Below are 24,269 nucleotides of genomic sequence, written 5' to 3'. Positions count from 1 at the left end.
AACTAAATCCCAAACAGGAAGTGGTGCAGTGTCGTATCTCCGCTGAGCTGCAGTTTCTTGCGCAGGCGGTATCTGCTGGTTTCTACGCCTCTCACGGAGATGCCCAGCAGCTGCGCTATTTCCTTGGTGGTGAGATTGAGACGCAGAAAGGCGCAAAGTTTAAGATCGGTGATGGTGAGTTCGGGATATTGTTTTTTCAGGGTGAGCAGGAAATTGTTATGTACTTCATCAAAATGACGGGAGAAGGCAGTCCATTCTTCTTCATTGTTTTCTGCTTCATCGAAGAGGCGCAGCACTTTTTTGAATTGCGGAAGGGGAGAAGGATCCCCCATTTTACGGATGCTCTGCAGAAATTCTTCCCTGATCTGCGACAGCAGTTTGCCTTTCTGGACAAGGTTCATCGTGGCGGTGGCCAGTTCCCTGTTTTTATGCTGCACGTCTGATTCCAGTTTTTCATTCTTCAGTGACATGAGCAGCATGGCATTTTTTTTCAACTCCAGCTGATGGCTGATCTGCAATTGTTCCTGCTCTTTGCGGTGCTGCTCCCGCGCGGCTGCAAATTTTTTCCGCTGCCGCAGGTAAAGGCTGCAGATCAGGAAGAGCAGGAGCAACACCCAGGCCGCCCGGGCTGCCTGGGTCTGATACCATGGCGGAAGTATAACAAAGGTAAAGGTGGCTGTGTCGGACAGATGATGGAGGTTGTTTTTTGCCTGTACTACAAAAGTATATTTCCCCGGTGGCAGGTTGGTGTATTCCTTTTCGGTTTTGCCGGTCCAGGCGCCGGGTGTTTTTTCAAATCCGCGCAGCTGATAGCGGTAGGTAATGTTATTGTCCTGGTTATATACGGGAGAAGAAAAGCGGAAATGAAAATCCTTCCAGGAGTTGGGCAGTACCACCGGCAGGGAAGGGTGTTGCGGAGCATAGCCGCCCTGCAGCAGGCTGTCTTTTTTACGGTGGGCCTTTACCTCCGTAATCCATACTGCCGGACGGTCGCTGCGGTCGGTGTATTTGCGGTAGTTGAGGTGCAGCATGCCTTTTTCCGCGCCAAAGAAGATGTTCTCCCGGTTATAGGGATATATGAAGATGAAACCATTGATGATATTGCCGGCCAGTTCAGGAAAGCGTACTACCTGGTGAAGCTGTGCATCTATGACGCCGGGTTGTTTGCCGGCAACAAACCAGATGTTACCGGTGCTGTCTTCTGTAAGATATTCTACCGGCTGATGACCAAAATATTGCTGATAGGCTGGCGAAGGATGGAAACGTTGGGTAAGGCTGTCAAATTCATAGATGCCCTGCCGGGTGGCTACTACAATCTGATGTCTTATACTGAATACATAATTGTTGTAATTGGACGGCAGCCCTTCCTGCTGTGTGTATAGCCGTGCGGAGAGGGCAGTGTCGCCGGAGAGTACCAGGCGGTACACACCTCTGTAAGGATGGGATGACCACAGGTGCTGCGGGCCGTCTGGAGCCAGAAAGCGCAGGGATTCATACAATCCGCTGAGGTGTTTGTTGACCCGTACGCCTGTACCGTTGAACCGCATATAGGCGAGACCGTTATAGCAGCCCGCCAGCAGGCCGCCGCCGGCAGGCAGGTAACGCCAGCAGCCAATATCTTTCAGTAAAGGTACGGCGGTGTTGTCCTTTATTTCGTATGCCCCTTCATGATGGCCCATCATCAGCCGGTTGTCTGTCACAGAGAGATGCCATACCTGTCCTTTGGTATTGTTGACCGGCTGAAAGCGGCCGCGGGAGAAGCTGACATCAGCTGCATCCTCCAGCGGTGTGCTGAAAAGCCCGTCTGATGTACCGATGTAGAGCCGGTGCTGAAATATGCGGGCGGCATATGTGGTCTGCAGGTTGCCATTATCCGGCGAAATCCGTTTGATGGCGGTGTTGTAATGCAGCAGATCTATGCCGTTGTCGAGCGCCAGCCAGATATTCTGTTGCCGGTCGGTGAACAGCTTGAGTACATTGTTATTCTGCAGGCCTTCATCCCGGGTAAACTGCTGGATGATCTTTCCGTTGTTGCTGTCAATAATATAGCAACCGCCGGAAAAAGTACCTGCGGCCAGCTGCCCGTTGGCCAGCGGAATAGCGCAGTAGATGCGGTTGCGGTACAGGAGGCTGTCGGCGGCTGTTGGCAGGGGTATCAGCTGCCGGCCGCAAAGCCGGAAGAAACCGTTTTTCAGGGTGGCGATGAGCAACGTATCCCGTTGCTGTTGCAGGATAGCCGTAATCAGCATCTGCTGCGAGGAAACAGCCGTATTGATACGCTGCCAGGAACGTTGCCGGTAGCAGTACAGCCCCTGCTGCAGGTCCTGGGCATATAACCCGTAAGGGGTGCTGCACAACACCTTCCATTCTGCCGGGGCGTCGTATACAGTGATGCGGTGATCCCGGTACTCAAATATTTTATTGTTACTGCGGAAGTATACACCGTGGTTGTAAAGCGCGATATTCCATATATCCGCGAATTCAGTATGTCCTGCGGGAATGAGTCTTTTGAGAGACGTGTATTGCAGGATGCCCTGGCTGTCAGGAAGATAATAACCGAAATCGTCCTGCGCGCCAACATAGATGCGGCCGTCATTGTCTGTTTTTACAGATCGCAGGCGGGTACTGTTGGGTACGGGTAACAGCTGCCAGTAAGTGCCGTTGAAGGAGAGGAGTCCTTCGTTATTGGCAAAGTACAGAATTCCTCTGCTGTCTGTATCAATATCCCAGGTCTGGCCGTTTCCCTGGTATTGCGACCGGTCATAGTTAACAATAGCGGGTAAACCAATGGCGTTCTGGGCAAACAGTGTTTTACACAGGAATACAGACAACAGGACCAGAAGATGCTTCATGCCGGTTGTTTTACTTAAAAATAATTTTTTTTTGCTGTAGTAGGATGCCTGCCAGGTATCTCTGCTGGATATCAGTATTTTATCTTTCCCTGAAGTAGAATTGACGTAGGGAGAAATCAGGAATTACAACCGGTAATACGGATATTGATGCTTATGTAAACCCGTGTCTTTACATCACCCCTCATTGTTCATTTTCGATAATCGTAAATTCCATGAAAACAAAACTATCAGCATTCCACGTAGGCGCGTTCCTGTTATTCGCCCTGATTTCCTGCAAGAAGGACGTAAAAGAAAATAATGTACCGGCCGGCGATAACACCGCCGTGGTTAAACCCGCTACCGAGGCTGCCTGGCAGCTGGTCTGGTCCGATGAGTTCAATGGTACCGGGGTAGACGGCAGCAAATGGCAGTTTGAAACCGGCCCCAATACCAGCAATAATGAAAAACAGTACTACCAGGCGGCCAATGCGGCTGTTACCAACGGTAACCTGGTTATCACCGCCCGTAAACAAACCGTCAACGGATGGCCTTATACTTCCGCCAGGCTCAATACCGCCGGCCGCTTTACCACCAGGTACGGCCGTGTGGAGGCCCGTATCAAACTGGCATCCGGACAGGGCCTGTGGCCTGCCTTCTGGATGCTGGGCAACAACATCGGCGATGTAGGCTGGCCCAAATGCGGTGAAATAGATATTATGGAACAGGTGAACACCAGCAATACCATCTATGGCACTATCCACTGGGATGCCAGCGGATATGTACACTACGGCGGTACTACCACCACCAGCTTCACCGACTATCATGTATATGCGGTAGAGTGGGACGCCTCCTCCATCCGCTGGTTTGTGGATGGTAACCAGTACTGGACTGCCAATATCCAGAACAACATCAACAGCACGGAAGAATTCCATAATCCCTTCTTCATCATCCTGAACCTCGCCGTAGGCGGTAACTTCCCCGGCCAGACCGTCGATGAAAGCAAGCTGCCGGCCAGCATGTACGTGGACTATGTACGTGTATTTGCCATGACTTCCGGCGGCGGTGCACCCATCGGCTCCACCATTACCCTGAAAGGAATAAACAACGCCTTCGTGAGCGGTGAAAACGGCGCACAACCCATGACCTGCAACCGGGCCACCGCTCAGGCCTGGGAACAGTTCGTCGTAGAAGATGCCGGCGGCGGTAAAGTAGCCCTGAAGAGCCAGGGCAAATATGTATCATCGGAAAACGGCACGCAGCCTATTACCTGCAACCGCACCACTGTGGGCGATTGGGAAAAATTCGACTGGATAGCCAACACCGACGGCTCCATTTCCCTCCGTGGAAATAACGGCCGCTACATCTCCTCCGAAAACGGCACCCAACCCATGACCTGCAACCGTACCACCGTCTCCGGATGGGAAGCCTTCCGTATCTGACATTAAACGGGTGATGTAATGAATATTTAGTTATTTGGTTATTTGAGATTTTGCCCGCCATCCTGATTTTCTTTTGTATTTATAAGTTCCAGAGAAAAACCAGGATGGGGGCAAAATCTCAAATAACCAAATAACCAAATAATTAAATGTTTCGTATTTTAGCGGGATCATGAGGCAATAATAATTACATAGCGTATCACGCTCTTTTTACAGCCGCCCTTCAGTGGCGGTTATGGTTATGTATTTATTCATGTGCTGCCATCATTGATGGCAACCTGCTTCAAGGATCCTTTTTCATGAAATCACCTCATACTGCTTCATTAATTTTTATTGTTGTTATTGTAACGATTGATACTGCCGGTTTCGGTCTTTTCTTTCCGGTATTGCCACAGCTTATTTCCCGGCTGATTCATGCAGATATAAGTACGGCGGCGCGTTATGGCGGATGGCTGGCCTTTGCCTATGCAGTTATGCAGTTTGCTTTTGCCGCGGTGCTGGGAAACCTGAGCGACAGGTATGGCAGAAGGCCGGTATTACTTTGTTCTTTGCTGGGCTTTAGCCTGGACTGCCTCTTTATGGCTTCTACCAACGATATTTTCTGGTTGTTTGTGGGGCGTGCTGTGGCCGGTATCACCGGAGCCAGTTTTGCAGTAGCTTCAGCCAGCATCGCGGATATTAGTACAGAAGCCAACCGCACAACGTATTTCGGGTATATCAATGCGGCATTCGGACTGGGCTTTATAATAGGGCCGGTCATCGGTGGTACGCTCGGCCAGTTTGGGGTACGGGTACCGTTTATTGCGGCATCGGTCCTGAGCTTTGCCAACCTGGTTTTCGGCTGGCTGTTTTTCCCGGAATCACTGCGCCCGGAAAACCGCCGCCGCTTTGAATGGAAGAGGGCCAATCCGTTAGGCGCACTGCGGCGCCTCCGCAAATTTCCGCTGGTTAAAAGCCTGATAGTAGCGGTGATATTCATTTCTATTGCTTCACACAGCATGGAGAGTATATGGGCATTTTATACAATCGAAAAATTCCGCTGGTCGGACCAGCTGATCGGCTATTCCCTGGCTTTCATCGGCGTGTTGTCTGTCATCGTACAGATGTGGCTGGTGGGACTGCTCACGAAATACATCAGCGACCGGCAGATGGCGGTAACCGGATTGCTGTGCATGGCGGCCGGCTTTATGACGTTTGCTTTCGCCGGCAGGCAATGGCTGCTGTTCCCGGCGCTGCTGGTGTATATCACCGGCGGTATTCAAGGCACCGCATTGCAGAGTATTATGTCTTCCGCTATGCCGGATAATGAACAGGGCGAATTACAGGGTAGCCTGGGTAGCCTGATGGGACTAACTACCCTGATTGCACCACCACTGATGACCAGCAGTTTTTCCTGGTTCACCGGCAGCCATGCGCCGGTATATTTTCCGGGTATATCTTTCCTGGTAGCAGGCATATTAACGGTAGTCAGTCTGCTGCTGATGATGAAAAGTTTCAGCGGGAAAGATTAAGCAGTAAGCCCCTGCAGAAAAATATAGAGGTCTTCTTCCTTGTCCAGTCCCAGCTTTTGCTTGATCCGGTAGCGGCTCATGCGCACGCTTTTAGGTTCTATGTGCATCAGCCGGGAAATCTGGCGGGTATCCATTTTCAGGTACAGGTAAGCGCAGAGCTTCAGGTCCAGCAGGGTCAGTTTCTTCAGTGCCTTATCCTGGAGCAGCTGGAAAAAGTCGGGATGCACCTGTTGTATCTGCAGCCTGGCATGCTCGAAATCACTGTCCAGCACCATTTCTTCCTTCAGCATTTTCTGCAGGTTGACAGGTTCGCCTTCTGTCAGTTTATCTTTGATCTGATGCAGTACCTGGTTTTTATGTTCCAGCTGTATGACGTTGGCCATTACTTCTTTCTTGAGCTGTTGCTGCTGCACTTCCATGAGCTGTTGCTCTGCCCGGAGTCTGGCCTGTTCTTCCTTTTCCAGCTTTATCTGTAGCTCAGAATCCTGCTTTTCCAGTTGCAGTTGCTTTTCCCGCTGCAGCGAATAACGCAGCCGGAAATGGTAGGAGCGGAACATAAATATCAGGCCCAGAAAGGCGGCGAGTGCGATACAGCCGTAGAGGTAATTTTGTATCCTGCGGCTGTTCTCCCGTTCTTTCAGGATCCGCATTTCATTGTTTTTTTTTTCAGTCTCGTATTGTATCTCCAGCTTCTGCGCGTTGAGCGCCTGTTGCGCCTTGAAGTTTTTATTGTTATAGAGGGTAGCTTTCTGCTGGAACTGAAGGGCTTTCTGGTAAAGTCCCATCCGTTCGTAGAGGGAGGATAATGCTGTCACCACATTTATCATGGTATGGTTGTAGGGCGTTTTATCGGCCAGCATGGCTTCATACGCTTCCAGCAGGTAATGTTCCGCCAGGAATTGCTTGTTTTCCCGCAGTGCATATTCACTGAGGATGCCCAGGCTGCTGGCCAGCACTTCCCGGTTGTAGGGCGAATTTTTCAGCACGCTCCTGGCAGTATCTGCATACCGGATGGCCAGGGTTCTGGCTTCCGGGTGATTCTCCGGAAAGTACCGCTGGTAGGTGCTGGCTATATTAATGCAGGCAATAGCGTAAGTGCTGGGTGCTACCTGTCCGGGATACTGCCGGTACAACTCTTCGGATTTGTTGAGAAAGAAGAAGATGCTGTCCAGCTCCGTTTTGTTTTTGGTGCTGTCATATTTATACTCGTGGGCGATAGACAAAGCGGTATAACAGTTACTGAGCAGGTTGTAGTCGGTTGTCTGCAGCGCATTTTCCGTTGCTTTGAGCGCATAGGTATTTACCTTCTCTTCATTGTTCCAGGCGGAATTAACGACGTACAGCTGGTAATATATTTTAGCGGCGATGTAGGGATCATTTTCCTTTTCCAGCTGCTTCAGGCCCAGTTGTCCGTACCTGACCATATCGGTCTCATTATCCAGTATTTTATAGAGCAGCACCTGGGCATAACAGGCATAGGCCATAGCTACAGGGTCTTTTGCCTGCTGTGCCAGCAGCAGGGTGCTGTCGCAGGTTCGTTTCAGGGACTGCAGCTGCTGGGTGTTTACTTTTACATTTGTCAGCTGCATATAGGCTTTGGCGGCTTCTGCAAAGTTTTTATGCTGCAGGGCGATGACGGCACTTTGTCTGGCAGTAGCTTCCGCCCGGTTATAAATTTTACCGGCGCGGTAAGATTCTGATAACTGATTCAACAAGGCCGTTTTTTTTTCAGGACTGGTAGCCGGGAGGTTAACAACGGCCTGCAGACTGTCCGTCCATACAGATTGTGCATGAACAGCGGGTAACCATCCGATGGCGCAGCCGCATAGAAAAAGGAGATTCAATAGCAATGGCTTCATCGCTCCAAATTACTATAAATCAGGCATATTCAAAAAAACGACATGATAAATTTGATTGTATATTATATGTGTAAATTGTTTGTTTTTAATTAATTATATTGCTTGTAGACGAACTGTAGACGCTTTTGGCAGACAGGTAGACGGATTGTAGGATACCGGAATTTGTAAACATGCGGGTGTTGTATGCAAATTTGCAGTAAGCGTTTCACCGGAAAAAAATCTCTATGCATGACCAATAAAACACTATCCATCGTATCGTATGTGACACTTATCGGGTGGCTGATTGCCTGGTATTCCGGTAAGGATCATGCAGACACCCTGTTGAAATACCACCTGCGGCAATCCCTCGGAATGGCCGTCATCAGCATGGCTGTCAGCATCCTGTTTTACCTGATTGCCTCCCTTGTACCCATACTGGCGCCCCTGCAGCTGGCAGGTTTGATATTGCCTGTCTTCTGGGTACTTGGGATGATTAATGCCGCCAACGGCGCCTATAGGCCGGTGCCCCTATTCGGCAAACCCTTCGAGAAAAGTTTTTCATTTATTGGCTGATAAAAAATCGAAACCATGCAAACACTACAACACTATACGCAGACGGGAAGTGTATACACCAAAAAAAATCAGACCGTATTTATGGCGGTTCTCGGTACTTTGTTGCTCATTATTGTAGCCCTGATACTGATTTATGGCGGCAAAAAACCTGCGACCTACTGGATGGCCGGCCTGGTGGCCGTTTTTGGTATAATCATTCTGTTGAGGATAACCGGGAAGTTCACACTGGATACCCATGCCCGTACAATTACGAATCAACCTGTTTTTTTCCTTCCGCCACAGGTATACAGTTTTGATGATTTCCAGAACTTCCTGGTGTCCAAACAGACGATGCTTATTACCCTGAATGCCACCGCCTCCATGATATTGGATAAGAAAGGACGGCAACGGCAGGTGCTGCTGCATCAGACAGTATTTACCACGCGTGTGCTCCAACGGGTAACAGACGAAACAGCTGAAATCATGGGATTAAACGCGTAGCTATGACGGACTATAACCTGCAACAGACAGACCGGCAACTGAGCTTTCAGCCAAACAGAAGTTACCGGGGCAAAATCATCACTTGCCTGGCAATAGCTGCCGCGGCTTTCATCCTGCCTTTCCTGGTACGGCTGAATACCGAATTTTACGGACTGGTAATGGGTATCGGATGCTTTGGTATCGGATATGCTGTTTATGATTTTCTATTTAAAGTAAACCTCACCTACGTCTTTGACCGCGCAAACGGTTACGTATATATGAAGTATCCCGGTTTTTTTTCCCGGAAACTGATGCCGCTGTCAGAAGTATACCTGCTGCCGGAAACAACCAACTGTCTGCTGCATTATGTGATATCTAACGGAAAAGACAGGTTCGGAAGGAATTATGATATCAGCGATTACTTCTCCGGAGGAAAAAAAGGACAAAGAGAACAGGAGTTATTTGAAACTACAGTGCTGGCAGCTATTACGGCATTCCTTGAAACAAGCGGAGAAGAAACACCTTACAGATCACCCTCCTTAAACTGATAAGATGAAAGGATTCTGGAATTATTTCTGGTTATTATACATGCTTTTCTTTGCCATTCCGTTCCCGATGATTATATATTACAACGTGGACTACGGCGTCAGGGAGCAGGATGGCGGCACAGCGCCCTGGCTGGCGCTGGTATGGCTGGCGGTTTCTGTTATCCTGTGGGGTATCGTATTGCAGAAGTGGTTCCGGAAATGGATACTGCTGCCTTTTATAATGCGGAAGGATGTACTGCGCTTGTTAAGGCACGGTGTGCTGAAAACTGTGAAGATACTGAGTAGCAGGGCATTTCCGCTAACACGTGATCATGTGGTGCCGATGGAAATGAAAATTGCCCTGCAGAATTTTTCAGGTACAGAGATTACCGAGAAGATAGAACTGAATGATTCCCGGCCGGAACTGCGACGTTATGAAGAAGGGAAATCTTTTCAGATGCGTATAGACGAGCACCTGAAAGCGCAGCCCTACATGATTCCGGAGGATGTACAGGTAGGTATCCGTGCAGGCAGGATCATATTAAGCTGCCTGTTCTGGCTGCTGATAGTGGCCGCTGTCATCGCCTACTATATTATTTCCTATGAGCTGGAAAATTACGGGACAGGCTGGCGTTTCCTGAAGTTTTATCATCCATTGTTGTTATGCCCCCTTATTCTGCTGGTCAGTTCCTTGGGACTGGGCTGGCTGATCCGGAGCTTTACCGGAAACCCGGACAATGATCTGAAGCTGAAATATTACGGTGTACGCACCATCGCCGATATTACTTCGGTAGAACAGACCGGTTTGTATATCAATGAGCAGCCCCAGGTGCGTTTTGAAATAAAGTTCCAGGATAATACAGGCCGGACGCATTACGCTACCATCAAGAAAATTGTATCCCTGCTGGATGTAGGATTTACCAAAGTAACCACTGCTCCGGTGTTATATCTGAAAGATAGACCGGATCAGGTAATTTTTGTCAGCGATGTGGAAGCATAAAATATCTCAGACCCTCTTATGGATGCTGACTGCAGGATGTATGTCCTGCCAGCAGGTCCGGCAGTCCATACACGATACCCTGTATGGCGTAAGTAAGGAGAGCAGTAACAGGCCGGCTGCCGATGATGATGCCGGCCAGACCGGCTCCCATGTGGAAACCAGCAGTAGTTCCAGTACTTACTCCAGCAGTTCGGGTACTACGGTGATCGAATTCAATTCGCCCAATATCGGCAAAGGAATGCCCAGACGGCTGGTAACCCGTAACAGCAACGGTGACAGCAGTGTGATTATCATCAATAACAGCGGTGTAAAGGTTTCTTTTTCCAAAGGAACACCCGGGGAAAAGGCAGCAGATTTTCTGTACGATCCCGTTGCGCTGAAGGCGGCGGAAAAGGCGCTTCGGATGCAGCCGGAGCTGGCAGGAAAGAAAATCTATCTGTACAAAGGCATTCACTTCTATGGTAATCAGGTTATTCATGTGATGGTGCAACAGCCGGATCATCCCGGAAATATTGATGAATACCGCTTCCGGGACGGTGTCTGGAGCGATCCGAAACCAGTGCAGATATCCGCGCGCGACAACCTCAGTAACAGATTGTATCCCCTGGATGATTTTCGTTTTTTACGTGTGGCAACAATATATGGTCACTGTAAGCAAAAGGCAGACAGCATCGCCGGCGCAACCGCGCCGGATCATATCTATGCTTCTTTTGAATATGGCCATGTAACCTGGAATCCGCGTTCCATCAACGGGAGCAGAGAGCGCTATGCCATCAGCTTTACAGACGCGGGTGATATAAAAAGTTTCTTCCGTGAATAATATTTTTCTGCCTTTCTACCGCCTTTTTTACCGGTAAAATCATTGCTTTTGCCGACAATGTGAGGAGCCTGACCGGAAATAATTTAAGTATTGTAAAAGACTAAAGTAACTTTGGTACCATCATCCGGATGCGTTTTTTGCTATCTGCATTTCAACGGGTGAACCGGGTATGCCATCTGCGGAGGACTTCTCTCATCCGCGGGCTTGCTGACCGGAATCGTATCGTCATCCCAGTTCGGGAAGTATTTTGAAAGTTACCAAAGTCAAATTTATGAAGACATCCAAGAAGGCCGCTATGAGTTTTATCTTCATTACATTACTGATTGATGTAATGGGGTGGGGACTTATCATCCCTGTTATGGCGGATCTTATCGCACAACTGAAAGGCATTCCTGTAAATGAAGCCAGTACCTACGGCGCGCTGTTATTGTCTGTTTTTGCCATCACACAGTTCCTGTTTGCGCCGGTAATCGGCAACCTCAGTGACAAGTGGGGCCGCAGACCCGTATTATTATCCTCTTTGCTGGGTTTTGGTATAGATTATATCATCCTGGCACTGGCGCCTACTTTCGGATGGTTGTTTGTAGGCCGCGTTATTGCAGGCATTACCGGCGCCAGCTTCACTACCGCGTCCGCATATATTGCAGATGTAAGTGAAGATGAAACCACCAAAGCCAAAAATTTCGGTCTGATTGGTGCCGCCTTCGGACTGGGTTTTGTACTGGGGCCAGCGCTCGGCGCCCTGTTAGCTACATGGGGCATCAGAGCGCCGTTCTACGCGGCAGCTGTGCTGTGCCTGCTTAATTGCCTGTACGGCTACTTCTTCCTGCCGGAATCACTGACGCCGGAAAACCGTCGTCCGTTTGAATGGAAGCGGGCTAACCCTTTCGGGTCGCTCAAATTTTTAACACGTCATCCGGAAATCGGCGGACTGGCATTCAGCTTCTTTATGATTTACCTGGGAGCGCAGGCCGTACAGGGCAACTGGAACTTCTTTACCATCTATCGTTTTCACTGGAGTGAAAAAATGGTAGGTATCTCGCTGGCAGTGGTAGGAGTATTGATTGGCGCTGTACAGGGCGGTTTAACCAGGGTCGTAAATCCGAAGATCGGCAACGAAAACAGTATCTACCTGGGACTGTCATTGTATACGCTGGGATTGATATTGTTTGCCTTCGCCACACAAAGCTGGATGATGTTTGCCATACTCATTCCGTACTGTTTGGGTGGTATCTGCGGGCCGTCCCTGCAGTCGGTGATTTCCGGGCATGTGCCCCCCAATCAGCAGGGAGAGCTGCAGGGCGCGCTTACCAGTCTGATGAGCCTCACCACGGTTATCGGGCCGCTTATTATGAATGGTTCCTTTGCCTATTTCACTTCTGACCGTGCGCCATTCCATTTCCCCGGCATACATTTCCTGCTGGGCGCAATATGTATTCTTATCAGCATCGTGATCACGTACAAAGTGCTGAGCAAGGAGAAAAAGGAACGCCCGGAGCTGGCAGAGCTGTTCAAAGGCGGTGGTAGCGCCGGTAATGCACCGATGCATTAAAAATACCAGCACATAAAAAAAACGCCTGCCGGTTTTGCCGGCAGGCGTTTTAATTTTTTGCAGGGCTCTAGCAGAGACAGGTTTCGCGGCCGCAGCTCACAAATCTGGTGCAGAGTATGCTAGCAGCGCCGCCTTTAACATCATTTTGCTGAACAGGAGTCAGGGTAGTCACCTTGATGGTGTTCAGCTGCAGTTTTTTCTTTGAAGCAATTTTTTTCATACGTGAAAATTGGATTAAACAATTAAGGTTCACGCCAAATTAGACATAATCACTGCGTTGCAGCCGCATGAAAAATATACGGGAGATACCAGCCTGTATTGTATTCTCTGAAAATATGCCCGTAACATGCACATTTTTTTCCCGTCTTCGTTACATTTAGGGCACAACAAAGAACTGTAGTATGGATCATCTGTTAAATACCGGCGCAGCTGCGCTGAAGAAAGCGGCGCTGAATGAGGACGCAAAATCATTCCTGCTCGGCAATGAAGTACTGTTTACGTTGCTGAAGAAGGCGGCAGACCGATACATTGGCGGGGAAACACTGGAAGAAACCATCAGCAAGGTGTTAGCGCAGAACCGTAACGGATTCAAATGCTCGGTGGAATTTATGGGAGAGAGTACCCGCAATGAAAAGGAATCCAATGAGGCTACGGCCGAATTTATCCGTATATGTGAGGCCATACATACGCAACAGCTGTATTCCACCGTATCGCTGGATCTCTCGCATATAGGACTGGCGGTAGATGAAGAGCTGTGTTACCATAATCTGCTGGCTATCTGCACTGCAGCAGCAAAAGCAAAAACCGAAGTCATCATCAGCGCAGAAGGCACGGAACGTACAGATGCTGTTATCCGCACCTACAAACGCGCTGCCGGCGCTTATGAGCACCTGGCCATCACCTTGCAGGCATACCTGTACCGTACGAAAGACGATCTGGCAGAACTGATCCGTGAGCCAGGCCGCATACGGATAGTGAAGGGAGCCTTTGAAACGGCTGCCGGCCTTTCCATGCCAAGAGGAGAGCAACTGGATCAGGTGTACCTGGAGTATGTGGCCCAGCTGTTGTCAACCGGCCATAAATGCGCTATTGCCACCCATCACGATAAAATCCAGCAGGCAGCCAAAGCGTTGGTAGACCGATATAACCCGGCCCGCGACAGCTACGAGTTTGAAAGCCTGTACGGCATCCGCACTGAACAGCTGGAGCAGCTGAAAGCGGAAGGATATATGACCAAGCTCTATTTCGTATATGGGAAAGAGTGGTATCTCTACCTGTGCAACCGGCTGGCAGAATTTCCGCTGAACATTTTCCAGGCGCTGCATGATATTGTAAACGCCTGAAATCGTACAGGCGTTCACGTATGTGGCTAAAAGCTGAATTCATCTTTTTTACAGTACAGCTTCTCCGGGGACATGATGCATCCTCCGAGGAGAATGCGGCCGGCCCTGGCGTCGGCAAATGATTGCCGGCCGGGAAACCCGTATACGATGGGTACCACATTTTTTTCCGATAAGCATACCGGGCAGCGGCGGCCCCGGATGAAAGGGGCATAGAAATCTTTATCTGCCGCGAGTATCACGGTGAGGGTATCCGGAGCAATACCTTCCGGGAACCGCAGCATACGGCTGTTTCTTCCCATGATATCACTGAAAAAGAAGATCCGCTGACCTGGCTCACGAAGGTCGATATTGACAAGGCCCGTTTCAGGTACTTCCAATGTTTTCTTAGTCAGCGGAAACACTATGCTGCCTGCTTTTATCACATCTTCCTGAAACACCACCTTCCCGCGGAAGACGGTCTGCTGCGTGTAGCCTTGACTGATAGCTGCTGCGAGCAGCATTGTTAATAGCATCCTTAACATAGACCGTGTTTTTTACTGCAATAATTCCGCTACCATAGCAGGAGTGAAGGCCAGTTTTAATTCCAGCTCATCGCCGTAGTAATCGCCGGTAGGAACAAAGCCGAGGCGTTCATAAAAGGTCTGCGGACTGCCTTCTCCTTCGCCGCAGCTGGTATATAATGCTGATATGCCCTGTGCCGCCAGCCGGCGCAATACCAGCCCTATGACTTTTCTGCCATATCCTTTTCCCTGGTGGCCGCCGGCAATCATAAAACGCCACAGGAAAATACCGTCGAAATCAATGCCGTCATTCCAGTCGGCCGCCGTATGCAGCATAACAAAGCCTACCGGCGTTTCATCAGCATAGATAGCACGAAACCATGCATCTTCCGAATAATGAGCTACCGCGATAGATTCTCCGTTATCGGCAACCATCTTTCTATGGGCGCTACTGAGGGTTTTACTCAGGTCGCAGATGGTTTCTACATTTTCTACTGTAATTCTTCTCAGCGTAATAGTTGCTGCTGTTGTATTCATCTTATCAGGTTATTGCTACTGGGGCTTAATTTAAGGTATCTTTTAAAAATAATAGCCGGTTACTTTTCAGCACCGGCTATCATGCAGGATATGGAGAAAGTTGTTACAAAAAGCAGGGGCTCTCATTGATTTCGTAATAAGGCCCGTCATAAGAGCCATCAGGGCACTCATAATGAAAATAGCAATAGTATTTGTTACCCAGGTGCACCACCCTGTCATTTACCCTCACGCAATCTGTACCAGTGGTTTTCAGGATCTGCTGTCCTTCCCGCGTACCGGCATCCAGCGGGGTAGCGCCATAAATATATTTCAGGGTGATGGCCACGTCATAGGTCAGCCGCTGCGGAGAGGGCTTGTCCGGATGAACAGCCATAATGGTTGCCTGCTGAGGATGTGCCACCAGCAAGGATTTACGGCCGGTGATGACAATAAGTGCCAGCGCAGACAACACAATGGTTAAACGTGATACTACTTTCATAGATATACTATTTGGTTGAAAAAGAAATGCATTTATGAAAGAGGACAGGGAGCATAGTTGGTCTCTACGTAGGATCCGCTGCTGGTACCATCCCTGAATTCATAATGATATACACAGACATAATAGGTACCACTGCCGCTGCGGTACGACTGATCGTTTACGCGCCAGCCGGTTGTACATACGCCGTTGATTATTTTTTTATCCGGACCTTCACAGGTAGGTTGTACGGTGGCGCCATAGATATATTTAACGGTAACTTCGTCATTATAAGTAAGGTGATAGGGAGAGGCCTGCGGAATACCGGCGGCTACTGCCGTTTCGGCTACCGGCTTTATCAGCCCGGCTTTACGGGTTGCAAAAACAGTTCCGCCGATCAGTAATACAAACGCCATCAGACGCATGAAATTTTTCATGATACAAGTTGTTTTAAGTGAAGAATTGAATTACAGTTATAGATCAGATGTGTTGCCGGCTAACAATATTAATTTAGGAAAAAGCAGGAGATAATTGTTTTTTATTTTGAACTTGAAAAGCAGAAGTATATTTGCAGGGAAATTAGCAGACCATGTCAGGACAAAAGAAAGAACAGGCCCTCATACACCCTTCCAGTCTGGAGTTTTTGCGTGTATTGCAGGAGAATAATAACCGTGAGTGGTTCAATGAACATAAAAGCACCTACCTGGAAGAATTGCAGCAGGTAGAAAAATTTGTAGATGTTCTTCTGGGGAAATTATCTACCCACGATGAAATTGAAACATTATCCGGTAAAAAGAGCATGCACCGCATCTACAGGGATACCCGGTTCTCCAAAGACAAAAGGCCCTATAAAAATAACTGGAGCGGTGGCTTTAAACGCGCTACCAGGTTCCGTCGCGGCGGTTACTATTATCACATCGAACCCGGCAACAGCTTTATTGCCGGCGGTTTCTGGGCGCCCGTACCCGCAGATCTCAAACGTGTCCGGGATGATATCTCCTTCGATGCCGCACCACTCCGGAAAATACTGAAAAGCAAATCATTTGTTTCCCACTTCGGCACACTGCAGGGAGAACAACTCAAAACCGCGCCCCAGGGCTTTACTAACGATCACGAATCCATCGATCTTCTCCGTTTCAAACAATTCCTGCTGATCCGCCACTTCTCCGATAAAGAAGTGCTCGATAAAACCTTCGCGGAGGAAGCGAATAATACCTTTAAAGCCATGCGGCCGTTTTTTGACTACATGAGTGAGGTGCTGAGCGGAGATGAGAATGGGGAAGTAGGATAATTACGAATTGCGAATTACGAATTACGAATGAGGAACCCATTTTGATTAGGAAAGAATTGGAATTAATTATGAATTATGAATTATGAGTTAGAGCGAAGATCAAAGCAGCTGAACAACTTGTACAATCCGTATTGATCTTCGCTCTAACTCATAATTCATAATTCATAATTAATTCCAATTCTTTCCTAATCAAAATGGGTTCCTCATTCGTAATTCGTAATTTGAAATTCGTAATTACTTCCTCACCGCTTGTCTGACAACCGGTATTTCCTCAAACCCCTGGTTGGTGGTGCGGAAAATATTTATCGTTGCGTTACTTGCTATGGCAGCATCTATGGTGAGGGGGCCGGGATTGAAATTTTTCTGCCTGATTATTTCCAGCCAGCGTTCGGGCAGGGCAAAATCAGGTTCCCGGATATAGTGGTGCAGGAGGTTGTTGAATATGATTTCTCCGTCCGTGAAGTAGGCGAGTTCCATTTCCCTTTTACCGGTATAGGCATTTTTTCTGGGCCAGGTGGTGGCAATAACGGCAGGGCAGCCGTTGATGTATTCGTACAGCAGTTGCCTTAACGTTGGCGTATATACGTCAGGTTGCCGGAAATCGTTGATGGAAGGGAAGGAGGCATGGACATCTTCCGGATTTGCTATTTCTTCTTTAAAGAATGGTATACAGCGCAGGTTCCATATCTGATACAGCATAGCATAATGATTTCTGTTGATGATGGAAATATACAGGAATTCAGGAACATTTTTCCGGGGGAATCAGGCATAAAATATCTGGCAGTTATTACAATAGAAGGTCTTCCGGCGTGTAGTTCCCAGGTAGGCTTTGCGCCTGTTTACGCGAAAGATGCCTGCCGGTATACCCGGCAGGCTGTTTGTTTAATAAGCTGTATGCAGGCTGATGTCCTTGTTTTTTTCATAGGCATCCAGTTGTGTACTGACTTTAACCGTAGCCCTGTTATAGGCGTCAGCGCCCAGCAGCAGCACTACCGGTGGTGCTGGGTTTTCCACGAGCTGTAACATCGCCTGTGCGGCTTTCAGCGGATCGCCGGCCTGTTGGCCGTCCATTTCGGCATATTTCCGGTAGCTGGCATGTACGGCCTGGTATTCTTCAATCTGGTTGGCTGCTATCACCAGGGAGCCGCTGGTCAGGAAGTCGGTACGGAAAGCGCCGGGTGCAATGACTGTGGCTTTGATACCCAGTTCCTGCACGTCCTGGGCCAGTACTTCCGTAAGCCCTATTACAGCAGCCTTGGATGCTGCGTATAGCGACCAGCCGGTAGCGCCTGCCAGTCCTGCAATGGAAGAAATGTTGATGATATGTCCGGAACGTTGCTGCCGCAGGTAGGGCATTGCATATCGTATAACCTGCACCGTAGCCAGCAAGTTAATGTTGATGCTGTCTGTAATTTCTTTGGTGCTGAGTTCTTCGATAGCGCCGCCGATACCGTAACCCGCATTGTTGACAATAACGTCCAGTCCGCCGAAATGCTGATGGGCGGCTGCCAGCGAAGCTGCGATACTGTGTTCATCTGTCAGATCGGCTTCCAGCGGCAGGAACTGTTCTCCTGCAGGAATGCCTACCGCTGCCTGCAGCTGTTCGCGGTTACGGGACGTAGCGGCCACCTGCTGTCTTTTCTCCAGTAAAAATTTAACCAGTGTTAAACCCAGTCCTTTCGATGCGCCTGTGATATACCAGATCCTTTTCATATTGTATTGTTTTAGGTACAAAGGTGAGATAACAACTCCCGTAGATGCTTGTATTTTTCAAAGTAATTATTGTGAATTTCAAATAACAGGGTGGAAATGGGGGCATAAAAAAATGGTTGTCAGTTTTCCGGTTGTCTGCCTTTCCTGCTACCTTTACTTTTGTAGAAAAAACAGCATGCTCACAAACGAAATCATGTACAAGGCGCTGGTAGAAAAGGATTCCTCCTATGAAGGATCTTTTATTGCGGCTGTTAAAACTACCGGCATATTCTGCCGCCCGACCTGTACGGCGCGCAAGCCTAAGCCGGAGAATGTGGAGTTTCTGAAAACAGCCAGGGAGGCTATTCTGAAGGGATACCGTCCCTGCAGGGTATGCAACCCGCTGGAGAAATTCGCGGAAACACCTGTGTTTATCAGGGATATCATACAGGAGCTTAATGCCGACCCGGCACTGAAGATGAAAGATGAGGATCTTATCCGCCGCGGTATAGAGCCTAATAAGATCAGGCGCTGGTTCCTGAAAAATCATGGTATCACCTTCCAGGCGTATCAGCGGATGCTGCGTATCAATTATGCCTTTAAAAGAATACAGAACGGGGAATCTGTTACTGCCGTGGCTTTTGATAGTGGGTATGAATCACTCAGCGGCTTTGCGGACTCCTTCAAAACGATTGTCGGCGCTGCGCCTGCACATAGTAAAATGACCCGTGTGCTGAACCTGACCCGTCTGGAAACGCCGCTGGGCACCATGATCGCCTGTGCCGCGGAGGAAGGTATCTGCCTGCTGGAATTTACAGACCGTAAGATGCTGGAAACGGAGCTGGCAGCCCTGAAGAAGCTGCTGAAGGCTTCCGTGATACAGGGGGCACATCCGCATTTCAATACCCTGCAGCAGCAACTGGATGAATACTTTGAAGGCAGGCGGAAAACTTTCAGCGTGCCCCTGTTCATGCCAGGCACGCCTTTCCAGCAGCAGGTATGGGAGGTATTACAAACGATTCCTTACGGCGCCTCCCGCTCCTACAAGCAGCAGGCCATCGCGTTGAACAGACCGGAAGCGGTCCGTGCTATTGCCAACGCCAACGGGATGAACCGGATTTCCATCCTGGTACCCTGTCACCGGGTAATCGGAGAAGACGGCAGTATGACCGGCTATGGTGGCGGTATCTGGCGCAAACAATGGCTGCTTGATCTCGAAAAAAACGGTATCCCTCCCCGGTAAGTTAACCGCACGCTTATCATCCTCTTTTCCTTACGGCAGTGAAGTATCTCCGGAAACACCCTGTTTCCGGCAGGGTGCGCCTGCGCATAAATCCAGTTACTATGTATCCTAAAATGCAGGAGCGCTCCAGGTGGTGGGCGCTCGTGATTGTGCTGACAGCCCCGTTGCTGTCCGTTATCGATATTTTTATTATTAATATGTCCATTCCGGCTATCCAGGAAGGCATTCATGCCACAGATGGCGAAACGCAGCTGGTGATTGCCGGCTATCTGCTGGGAAGTGCGTCTTTCCTTATTATCGGTGGCCGTACGGGAGATTACCTGGGCCGGAAGAAAGTTTTTTTCTGGGGTATGTTTTTCTTTACGCTGACTTCCTGTTTTTGCGGGCTGGCGCAGACGCCGGCGCAGCTGAACCTCATGCGTTTTCTGCAGGGTATCAGCACCTCGTTTATGGCGCCGCAGGCAATCGCTTTTATTCATGTGTTGTTTGAAGATGAACAGGAGAAGGCAAAAGCCATCGGCTGGTACGGAGCTACGCTGAGTATTGCCGCCATTATCGGGCAGATACTGGGTGGTTACCTGTCTGCCATTTATTTCATTACAGACGGCTGGCGGCTGATCTTTTTTATCAACCTGCCGGTAGGTGCTGCCGCGCTGTGGGCTATACACAGATACCTGCAGGAAACGCCCCGCAGCAGCCATCACCGTTTCGACTATTCGGGGGCAGGCATTCTGACGGCCGGGCTCATCGCGCTGATCTATCCGCTTACCACGGGCAGGGAAGAAGGGTGGCCGCTGTGGAGCATTGCTATGCTGGCGGGGGCAGTGTTTATTTTTGTGTGGTTCCTGCGCGACCAGCTGAAGAAAGGTATGCTGTCAAAGGAGCCGCTGATAGACATGTCGCTGTTCCGCCTGAAGGGCTTTAATATCGGGCTGCTGGCGGTGCTGTTCCACTTCATGATGCATACGGCCTACCTGCTGATGTGTGCGGTGTACCTGCAGAAGGGCCTGGGCCTGTCTGCACTTACCTGCGGCGTCTATTTCATACTTCATGCCTGCCTGTTCATGATCGCCGCTATGGTAACTTCCAGGTTGATTGTGCGTTATGGCAAGCGGGTGTTGCAATGGGGGGTACTGCTGATTTTCCTGGCGTTTATCCTGCAGGTGCTGCTATTCAGGCAGCAGGCTTCGGGCTTCACGATTGTATCGCTGATAGGGTTGTATGGCCTGGGTAACGGGATGGTACTGCCATCGCTGCTGGGGATTGTGCTGAAAAGTATTCCGGCCAGGTATGCAGGCGTTTCCGCCGGTATCTTTTCTACCTTTCAGCAAACAGCTTCTGCGCTGGGTATCAGCATCCTGGGAGGCATATTTTATTATGTGCTGCACCTGAATGAACAGCATCCTGATTATCTCCGGGCTTTCAGTGCGGGTCTTTCTGCCAATATGGTCAGCCTGCTGATCGTGGCGGTTATGTTATTCCTGCTACCGCATCAGCCGGGGCCTGCCACCACGGTGTTGCAGGAACATTAAAAAAATAATTGCGGGGAAGTAAGGGTTTTCTTTCATCAGCGTGTATACATAACGGTTATTATTTATCCCGATACACGAACGGAAACCTATGCTTAAAAAAAAATGCCGGCAGATTATCTGCCGGCATTTTGAAAATATTATGTCCCGGCAGGTGATGGCTGGCCCCATGCGGTAATGACCAGGTTTCTGCTGCCACCTTCATCACGGTGTTCACAGAGATAGATGCCCTGCCAGGTACCCAGCGCCAGGCGCCCCCGCAGAATGGGAATCAGTACAGAACTCCCTAACAGAGACGATTTAAGATGTGCCGGCATATCGTCAGCCCCTTCATAATCATGCCGGTAGTCAGGATCATTTTCCGGTACGGCCTTGTTGAAAAAGGTTTCAAAATCCATTCTTACAGTGGGATCTGCATTTTCATTGATGGTAAGAGAAGCGGATGTATGCTGTATAAAAACCTGGCACATGCCCGTTTGCAGCCGCGCTAGCTGTGGCAGGGCATGCAGCACTTCTGCTGTAATGATATGAAACCCCCGTCTGTAAGGCTTCAACCGGATGGCCTGTTGAAAGAATTCCATTTCTTTTTTCTGACAAAAGTAAGGGGATTCGGGCAGAGATACTTTATTTCAGTCTTTAACGGTTTCACGGATAGCCATTCAAAAAAATATCCGTCTTCCTGAAAAATTTCCCGATTGCGTAAACCCCTGACCCCGTTTTTGTCTAGCTTTGCGCGGCTGAAAATAAATCTGTCAGCCGGTATCACACCTGCTTCAACCATTGTCAAAGAACCTGTAACTATTAGCCTAAATCAGTCGCACGAGCTTTTATGCACTTACCATCACATCTTCGCATTGCCTTGTTAGTATTATCAGGAGCCGGATTTTCCGCTTCTGCCATGGCACAGCAGACAACCAGACAGCAGGATACCCTGCAGGAAAAACCAGTATCGCCACGCGCACTGGGAGAAGTTATCGTTACCGCCGGCCGTAAGCCGGTTACCCTCGATAATGTACCTTCTTCCGTTACCGTTATCACGGGTAAGGCGCTGGAGAATAATATGAAGATAACGACCGATATCACGGAAATACTGAGCAGGGAAGTACCCGGCCTGGCTCCCGGTTCCCAGACCAACAGCAACGTGGGACAGGGTCTGCGCGGCCGCCAGGTACTCATCATGATAGACGGTATTCCGCAGTCGTCCCCGCTTCGCAACGGAGAAGTGGATATGCGCTCCATTGATCCGGCTGTACTGGAAAAGGTGGACGTGCTGAAAGGGGCTACAGCCATCTATGGCAATGGCGCTACCGGCGGGCTGATTAACTATATCACGGCCACGCCGAAGGAAGACAGGGTCATTGGCGGTAGAACCATGATTAATATGACAGGCTCCCTGACCAGCCTGAAAAACAGTGTGGGCGGGCGTGTAGGACAAATGCTCCAGGGCCGGTACAAAAAGTTCGACTACATCGTGAGCGGTGTTGCTGAACAAACCGGAGAATATAAAGATGCCAAAGGCAACCTGGTAGGGCCTAACTACAGCCTCGGCGAAACAGATACCTACAACGCATTTGCCAAAATCGGCTACCAGATAAACAGGCGGCAGCGGCTGCAGCTGATGTACAACTATTTCCAGAGTCAGCAGCGTTCCAATTATACCCTGGTGAACGGAGATATTACCAAAGGCATCCCTGCCACCGGCGTATTGGGTACGCCCGCCGGCGTTCCTACCGGCTCCCGCGGTAACCACAACCTGCACCTGGTGTACCAGGCAGACAGCCTCATCGGTGGTACTTCGCTGACAGCAGATGCTTACTACGAAAAAAGAGACGATATCTTCTATGTGTCTGCCGGCCGCTTCGAAGGCGGCGACGGCCAGTCGCATACCCTCGATAAAAAGAAAGGCGTAAGGCTGATGTTCAACTCCCCGCTGAGCAACAGGGCTGCCTTTAACGGCACATTATCCTACGGAGCCGACGTGATGAACGATATCACCTCGCAGCCGCTGGTGGATGGCCGAATCTGGGTGCCGGAAATGAATATGTTCAACTATGCCCCCTTTGCTGAAACGCAATGGTCACTGTGGAAAGACCTGATCCTGAAAGCAGGGGTGAGGGTGGAAAGAGTAAGCGTGCGCGTAGACGACTATACGACCTTGCGGCTTACTAACGCCAACGGCAGTACGCAGTCGCCCAGCATTTTTGTAAAGGGCGGCGATCTGGATTATACGGCCACACTTTTCAACGCCGGCATCCGCTATAACCGCCTGCCGCTGTTCATGCCTTATTTCAGCTTCTCACAGGGCTTTTCCGTGGCAGACATTGGCTTGGTGCTCCGCGATGCCAAGGTAAACGATATTAAGAAAATCAACACAGAAGCCGTACTGGTGAATAACTATGAGCTGGGATTCGTCAGCGAAACCGGCAGGCTGCGTTTTGAACTGAGTGGTTTCATCAGCACTTCCCGCCTGGGAGTGGACATGATCTTCGATCCGCAGACAGAACTGTTCAATGTAACGCGCACGCCTGAACGTATATATGGCTTCGAAGCTGCACTCCACTATCAGGTATTATCCAACCTGAGCCTGGGCGCCAGCTACAGCTTCCTGGAAGGTAAGGCAGATACTTCCAGCACCGGCGGCAGCTATAACGTATACCTGAACGGCAGAAGAATAGCGCCACCCAAAGTAACCGGCAGCATCAGCTACCGCCCGGTGAAAGACCTGGAAATAGGCCTGCAGTACCTCGGCGTGAATGGCCGCAACCGCTTTGAGAAAAATGCCAAAGGCGTATACAACGGTAACGAAGGAAAGGTAAAAGCCTACAACCTCGTTAACCTCAACGCCAGCTACAAAGTAACACCACGCACCCTGCTCACCCTCGGCATAGAAAACCTCTTCAACGAGGATTACTTCCCCGCCCGCTCCCAGTGGTTCATGCAACCCGGATTCTACGCCAAAGGAAAAGGAACGGCGTTTAATGTGGGGGTAGCGGTTACGTATTGAGGATAATTACGAATTACGAATTGCGAATTACGAATGTAAAAGCGAAGAGCTAAACGTAGATTAAAGGTGATATACAATAGTTATCTCTTTTAATCTACGTTTAGCTCTTCGCTTTTACATTCGTAATTC

The 24,269-nt window shown here is 49.5% G+C and carries 23 protein-coding genes; 13 read left to right on the top strand and 10 right to left on the bottom strand.

Features of this window, described 5'->3' with window-relative positions:
* Positions 1-2 precede the first annotated feature (2 nt).
* Positions 3-2,852 (bottom strand): triple tyrosine motif-containing protein, encoded by a 2,850-nt coding sequence (locus tag GWG06_RS28575; protein WP_160717874.1) that lies wholly within the window; start codon positions 2,850-2,852, stop codon positions 3-5.
* A gap of 212 nt (positions 2,853-3,064) precedes the next feature.
* Between GWG06_RS28575 and GWG06_RS28570 the strand changes: the two genes are divergently transcribed.
* The gene (locus GWG06_RS28570; RefSeq protein WP_160717872.1) at positions 3,065-4,270 is read left to right on the top strand and encodes a family 16 glycosylhydrolase; all 1,206 of its coding nucleotides are present in this window, start codon (positions 3,065-3,067) and stop codon (positions 4,268-4,270) included.
* A gap of 296 nt (positions 4,271-4,566) precedes the next feature.
* Entirely contained in the window at positions 4,567-5,778 is a 1,212-nt protein-coding gene (locus tag GWG06_RS28565; RefSeq protein ID WP_160717870.1) for a TCR/Tet family MFS transporter, read from the top strand.
* Here the strand turns inward: GWG06_RS28565 and GWG06_RS28560 are convergent.
* Complete coding sequence (locus GWG06_RS28560) at positions 5,775-7,637, bottom strand: hypothetical protein (protein ID WP_160717868.1); 1,863 nt, start codon at positions 7,635-7,637, stop codon at positions 5,775-5,777. The two genes, GWG06_RS28565 and GWG06_RS28560, sit on opposite strands and share 4 nt — an antisense overlap.
* Before the next feature lie 228 nt (positions 7,638-7,865).
* On the opposite strand from GWG06_RS28560, the gene GWG06_RS28555 reads away from it, so the two are divergent.
* From GWG06_RS28555 to GWG06_RS28530, 6 genes are all read left to right on the top strand, one after another.
* Entirely contained in the window at positions 7,866-8,189 is a 324-nt protein-coding gene (locus tag GWG06_RS28555; protein WP_127040277.1) for a magnetosome magnetite crystal formation protein family, read from the top strand.
* A gap of 15 nt (positions 8,190-8,204) precedes the next feature.
* Positions 8,205-8,669 (top strand): hypothetical protein, encoded by a 465-nt coding sequence (locus tag GWG06_RS28550; RefSeq protein ID WP_160717866.1) that lies wholly within the window; start codon positions 8,205-8,207, stop codon positions 8,667-8,669.
* A gap of 2 nt (positions 8,670-8,671) precedes the next feature.
* Positions 8,672-9,196, top strand: a complete 525-nt coding sequence (locus tag GWG06_RS28545) for a hypothetical protein (protein ID WP_160717864.1) — start codon at positions 8,672-8,674, stop codon at positions 9,194-9,196.
* 4 nt (positions 9,197-9,200) lie between these two features.
* The gene (locus GWG06_RS28540) at positions 9,201-10,175 is read left to right on the top strand and encodes a hypothetical protein (protein WP_160717862.1); all 975 of its coding nucleotides are present in this window, start codon (positions 9,201-9,203) and stop codon (positions 10,173-10,175) included.
* The gene (locus tag GWG06_RS28535) at positions 10,162-10,995 is read left to right on the top strand and encodes a hypothetical protein (RefSeq protein ID WP_160717860.1); all 834 of its coding nucleotides are present in this window, start codon (positions 10,162-10,164) and stop codon (positions 10,993-10,995) included. Before GWG06_RS28540 ends, GWG06_RS28535 begins: the two co-directional genes overlap by 14 nt.
* Before the next feature lie 271 nt (positions 10,996-11,266).
* Positions 11,267-12,547 (top strand): TCR/Tet family MFS transporter, encoded by a 1,281-nt coding sequence (locus tag GWG06_RS28530; protein WP_160717858.1) that lies wholly within the window; start codon positions 11,267-11,269, stop codon positions 12,545-12,547.
* Positions 12,548-12,614: 67 nt separating this feature from the next.
* Here GWG06_RS28530 and GWG06_RS28525 read toward each other — a convergent pair whose 3' ends face one another.
* On the bottom strand, positions 12,615-12,767 hold the full coding sequence (locus GWG06_RS28525; RefSeq protein WP_158631509.1) for a class I lanthipeptide: 153 nt from the start codon (positions 12,765-12,767) through the stop codon (positions 12,615-12,617).
* Between the two features lie 181 nt (positions 12,768-12,948).
* Between GWG06_RS28525 and GWG06_RS28520 the strand changes: the two genes are divergently transcribed.
* Positions 12,949-13,890, top strand: a complete 942-nt coding sequence (locus GWG06_RS28520) for a proline dehydrogenase family protein (protein WP_127040294.1) — start codon at positions 12,949-12,951, stop codon at positions 13,888-13,890.
* Positions 13,891-13,916: 26 nt separating this feature from the next.
* Here the strand turns inward: GWG06_RS28520 and GWG06_RS28515 are convergent, their stop codons facing one another.
* The 4 genes from GWG06_RS28515 to GWG06_RS28500 all read right to left on the bottom strand — a co-directional run bounded on the left by GWG06_RS28515 (position 13,917) and on the right by GWG06_RS28500 (position 15,818).
* Complete coding sequence (locus GWG06_RS28515; protein ID WP_160717856.1) at positions 13,917-14,411, bottom strand: hypothetical protein; 495 nt, start codon at positions 14,409-14,411, stop codon at positions 13,917-13,919.
* 12 nt (positions 14,412-14,423) lie between these two features.
* Positions 14,424-14,927, bottom strand: coding sequence for a GNAT family N-acetyltransferase (locus GWG06_RS28510; RefSeq protein ID WP_160717854.1), 504 nt, complete (start codon positions 14,925-14,927; stop codon positions 14,424-14,426).
* Positions 14,928-15,030: 103 nt separating this feature from the next.
* A complete protein-coding gene (locus GWG06_RS28505; RefSeq protein WP_160717852.1) occupies positions 15,031-15,405 on the bottom strand; it encodes a hypothetical protein in 375 nt (124 codons plus the stop codon).
* Positions 15,406-15,437: 32 nt separating this feature from the next.
* Positions 15,438-15,818 carry a hypothetical protein gene (locus tag GWG06_RS28500; RefSeq protein ID WP_160717850.1) on the bottom strand — a complete coding sequence of 127 codons (381 nt, stop codon included), beginning with the start codon at positions 15,816-15,818 and terminating at the stop codon, positions 15,438-15,440.
* 152 nt (positions 15,819-15,970) lie between these two features.
* Here GWG06_RS28500 and GWG06_RS28495 point away from each other — a divergent pair, with 152 nt between their 5' ends.
* Positions 15,971-16,672, top strand: coding sequence for a DUF2461 domain-containing protein (locus tag GWG06_RS28495; protein WP_160717848.1), 702 nt, complete (start codon positions 15,971-15,973; stop codon positions 16,670-16,672).
* A 234-nt stretch (positions 16,673-16,906) separates the two neighbouring features.
* On the opposite strand, the gene GWG06_RS28490 is transcribed toward GWG06_RS28495, so the two are convergent.
* Both GWG06_RS28490 and GWG06_RS28485 read right to left on the bottom strand, forming a co-directional pair.
* A complete protein-coding gene (locus GWG06_RS28490) occupies positions 16,907-17,371 on the bottom strand; it encodes a hypothetical protein (RefSeq protein WP_160717846.1) in 465 nt (154 codons plus the stop codon).
* Positions 17,372-17,554: 183 nt separating this feature from the next.
* Positions 17,555-18,385, bottom strand: a complete 831-nt coding sequence (locus GWG06_RS28485) for an SDR family oxidoreductase (protein ID WP_160717844.1) — start codon at positions 18,383-18,385, stop codon at positions 17,555-17,557.
* Between the two features lie 175 nt (positions 18,386-18,560).
* Here GWG06_RS28485 and GWG06_RS28480 point away from each other — a divergent pair, with 175 nt between their 5' ends.
* Both GWG06_RS28480 and GWG06_RS28475 read left to right on the top strand, forming a co-directional pair.
* Positions 18,561-19,607, top strand: coding sequence for a bifunctional transcriptional activator/DNA repair enzyme AdaA (locus tag GWG06_RS28480; protein ID WP_127044189.1), 1,047 nt, complete (start codon positions 18,561-18,563; stop codon positions 19,605-19,607).
* A gap of 101 nt (positions 19,608-19,708) precedes the next feature.
* Positions 19,709-21,139, top strand: coding sequence for an MFS transporter (locus GWG06_RS28475; protein ID WP_127044190.1), 1,431 nt, complete (start codon positions 19,709-19,711; stop codon positions 21,137-21,139).
* Positions 21,140-21,276: 137 nt separating this feature from the next.
* Here the strand turns inward: GWG06_RS28475 and GWG06_RS28470 are convergent, their stop codons facing one another.
* On the bottom strand, positions 21,277-21,717 hold the full coding sequence (locus GWG06_RS28470; RefSeq protein ID WP_160717842.1) for a secondary thiamine-phosphate synthase enzyme YjbQ: 441 nt from the start codon (positions 21,715-21,717) through the stop codon (positions 21,277-21,279).
* A 278-nt stretch (positions 21,718-21,995) separates the two neighbouring features.
* On the opposite strand from GWG06_RS28470, the gene GWG06_RS28465 reads away from it, so the two are divergent.
* Positions 21,996-24,140 (top strand): TonB-dependent receptor, encoded by a 2,145-nt coding sequence (locus GWG06_RS28465; RefSeq protein ID WP_160717840.1) that lies wholly within the window; start codon positions 21,996-21,998, stop codon positions 24,138-24,140.
* Positions 24,141-24,269 lie beyond the last annotated feature (129 nt).

Source organism: Chitinophaga solisilvae (genome assembly GCF_009928525.1).
GTDB classification, from domain to species: Bacteria; Bacteroidota; Bacteroidia; order Chitinophagales; family Chitinophagaceae; genus Chitinophaga; species Chitinophaga solisilvae.
This window is presented reverse-complemented; position numbering and strand designations above follow the sequence as displayed.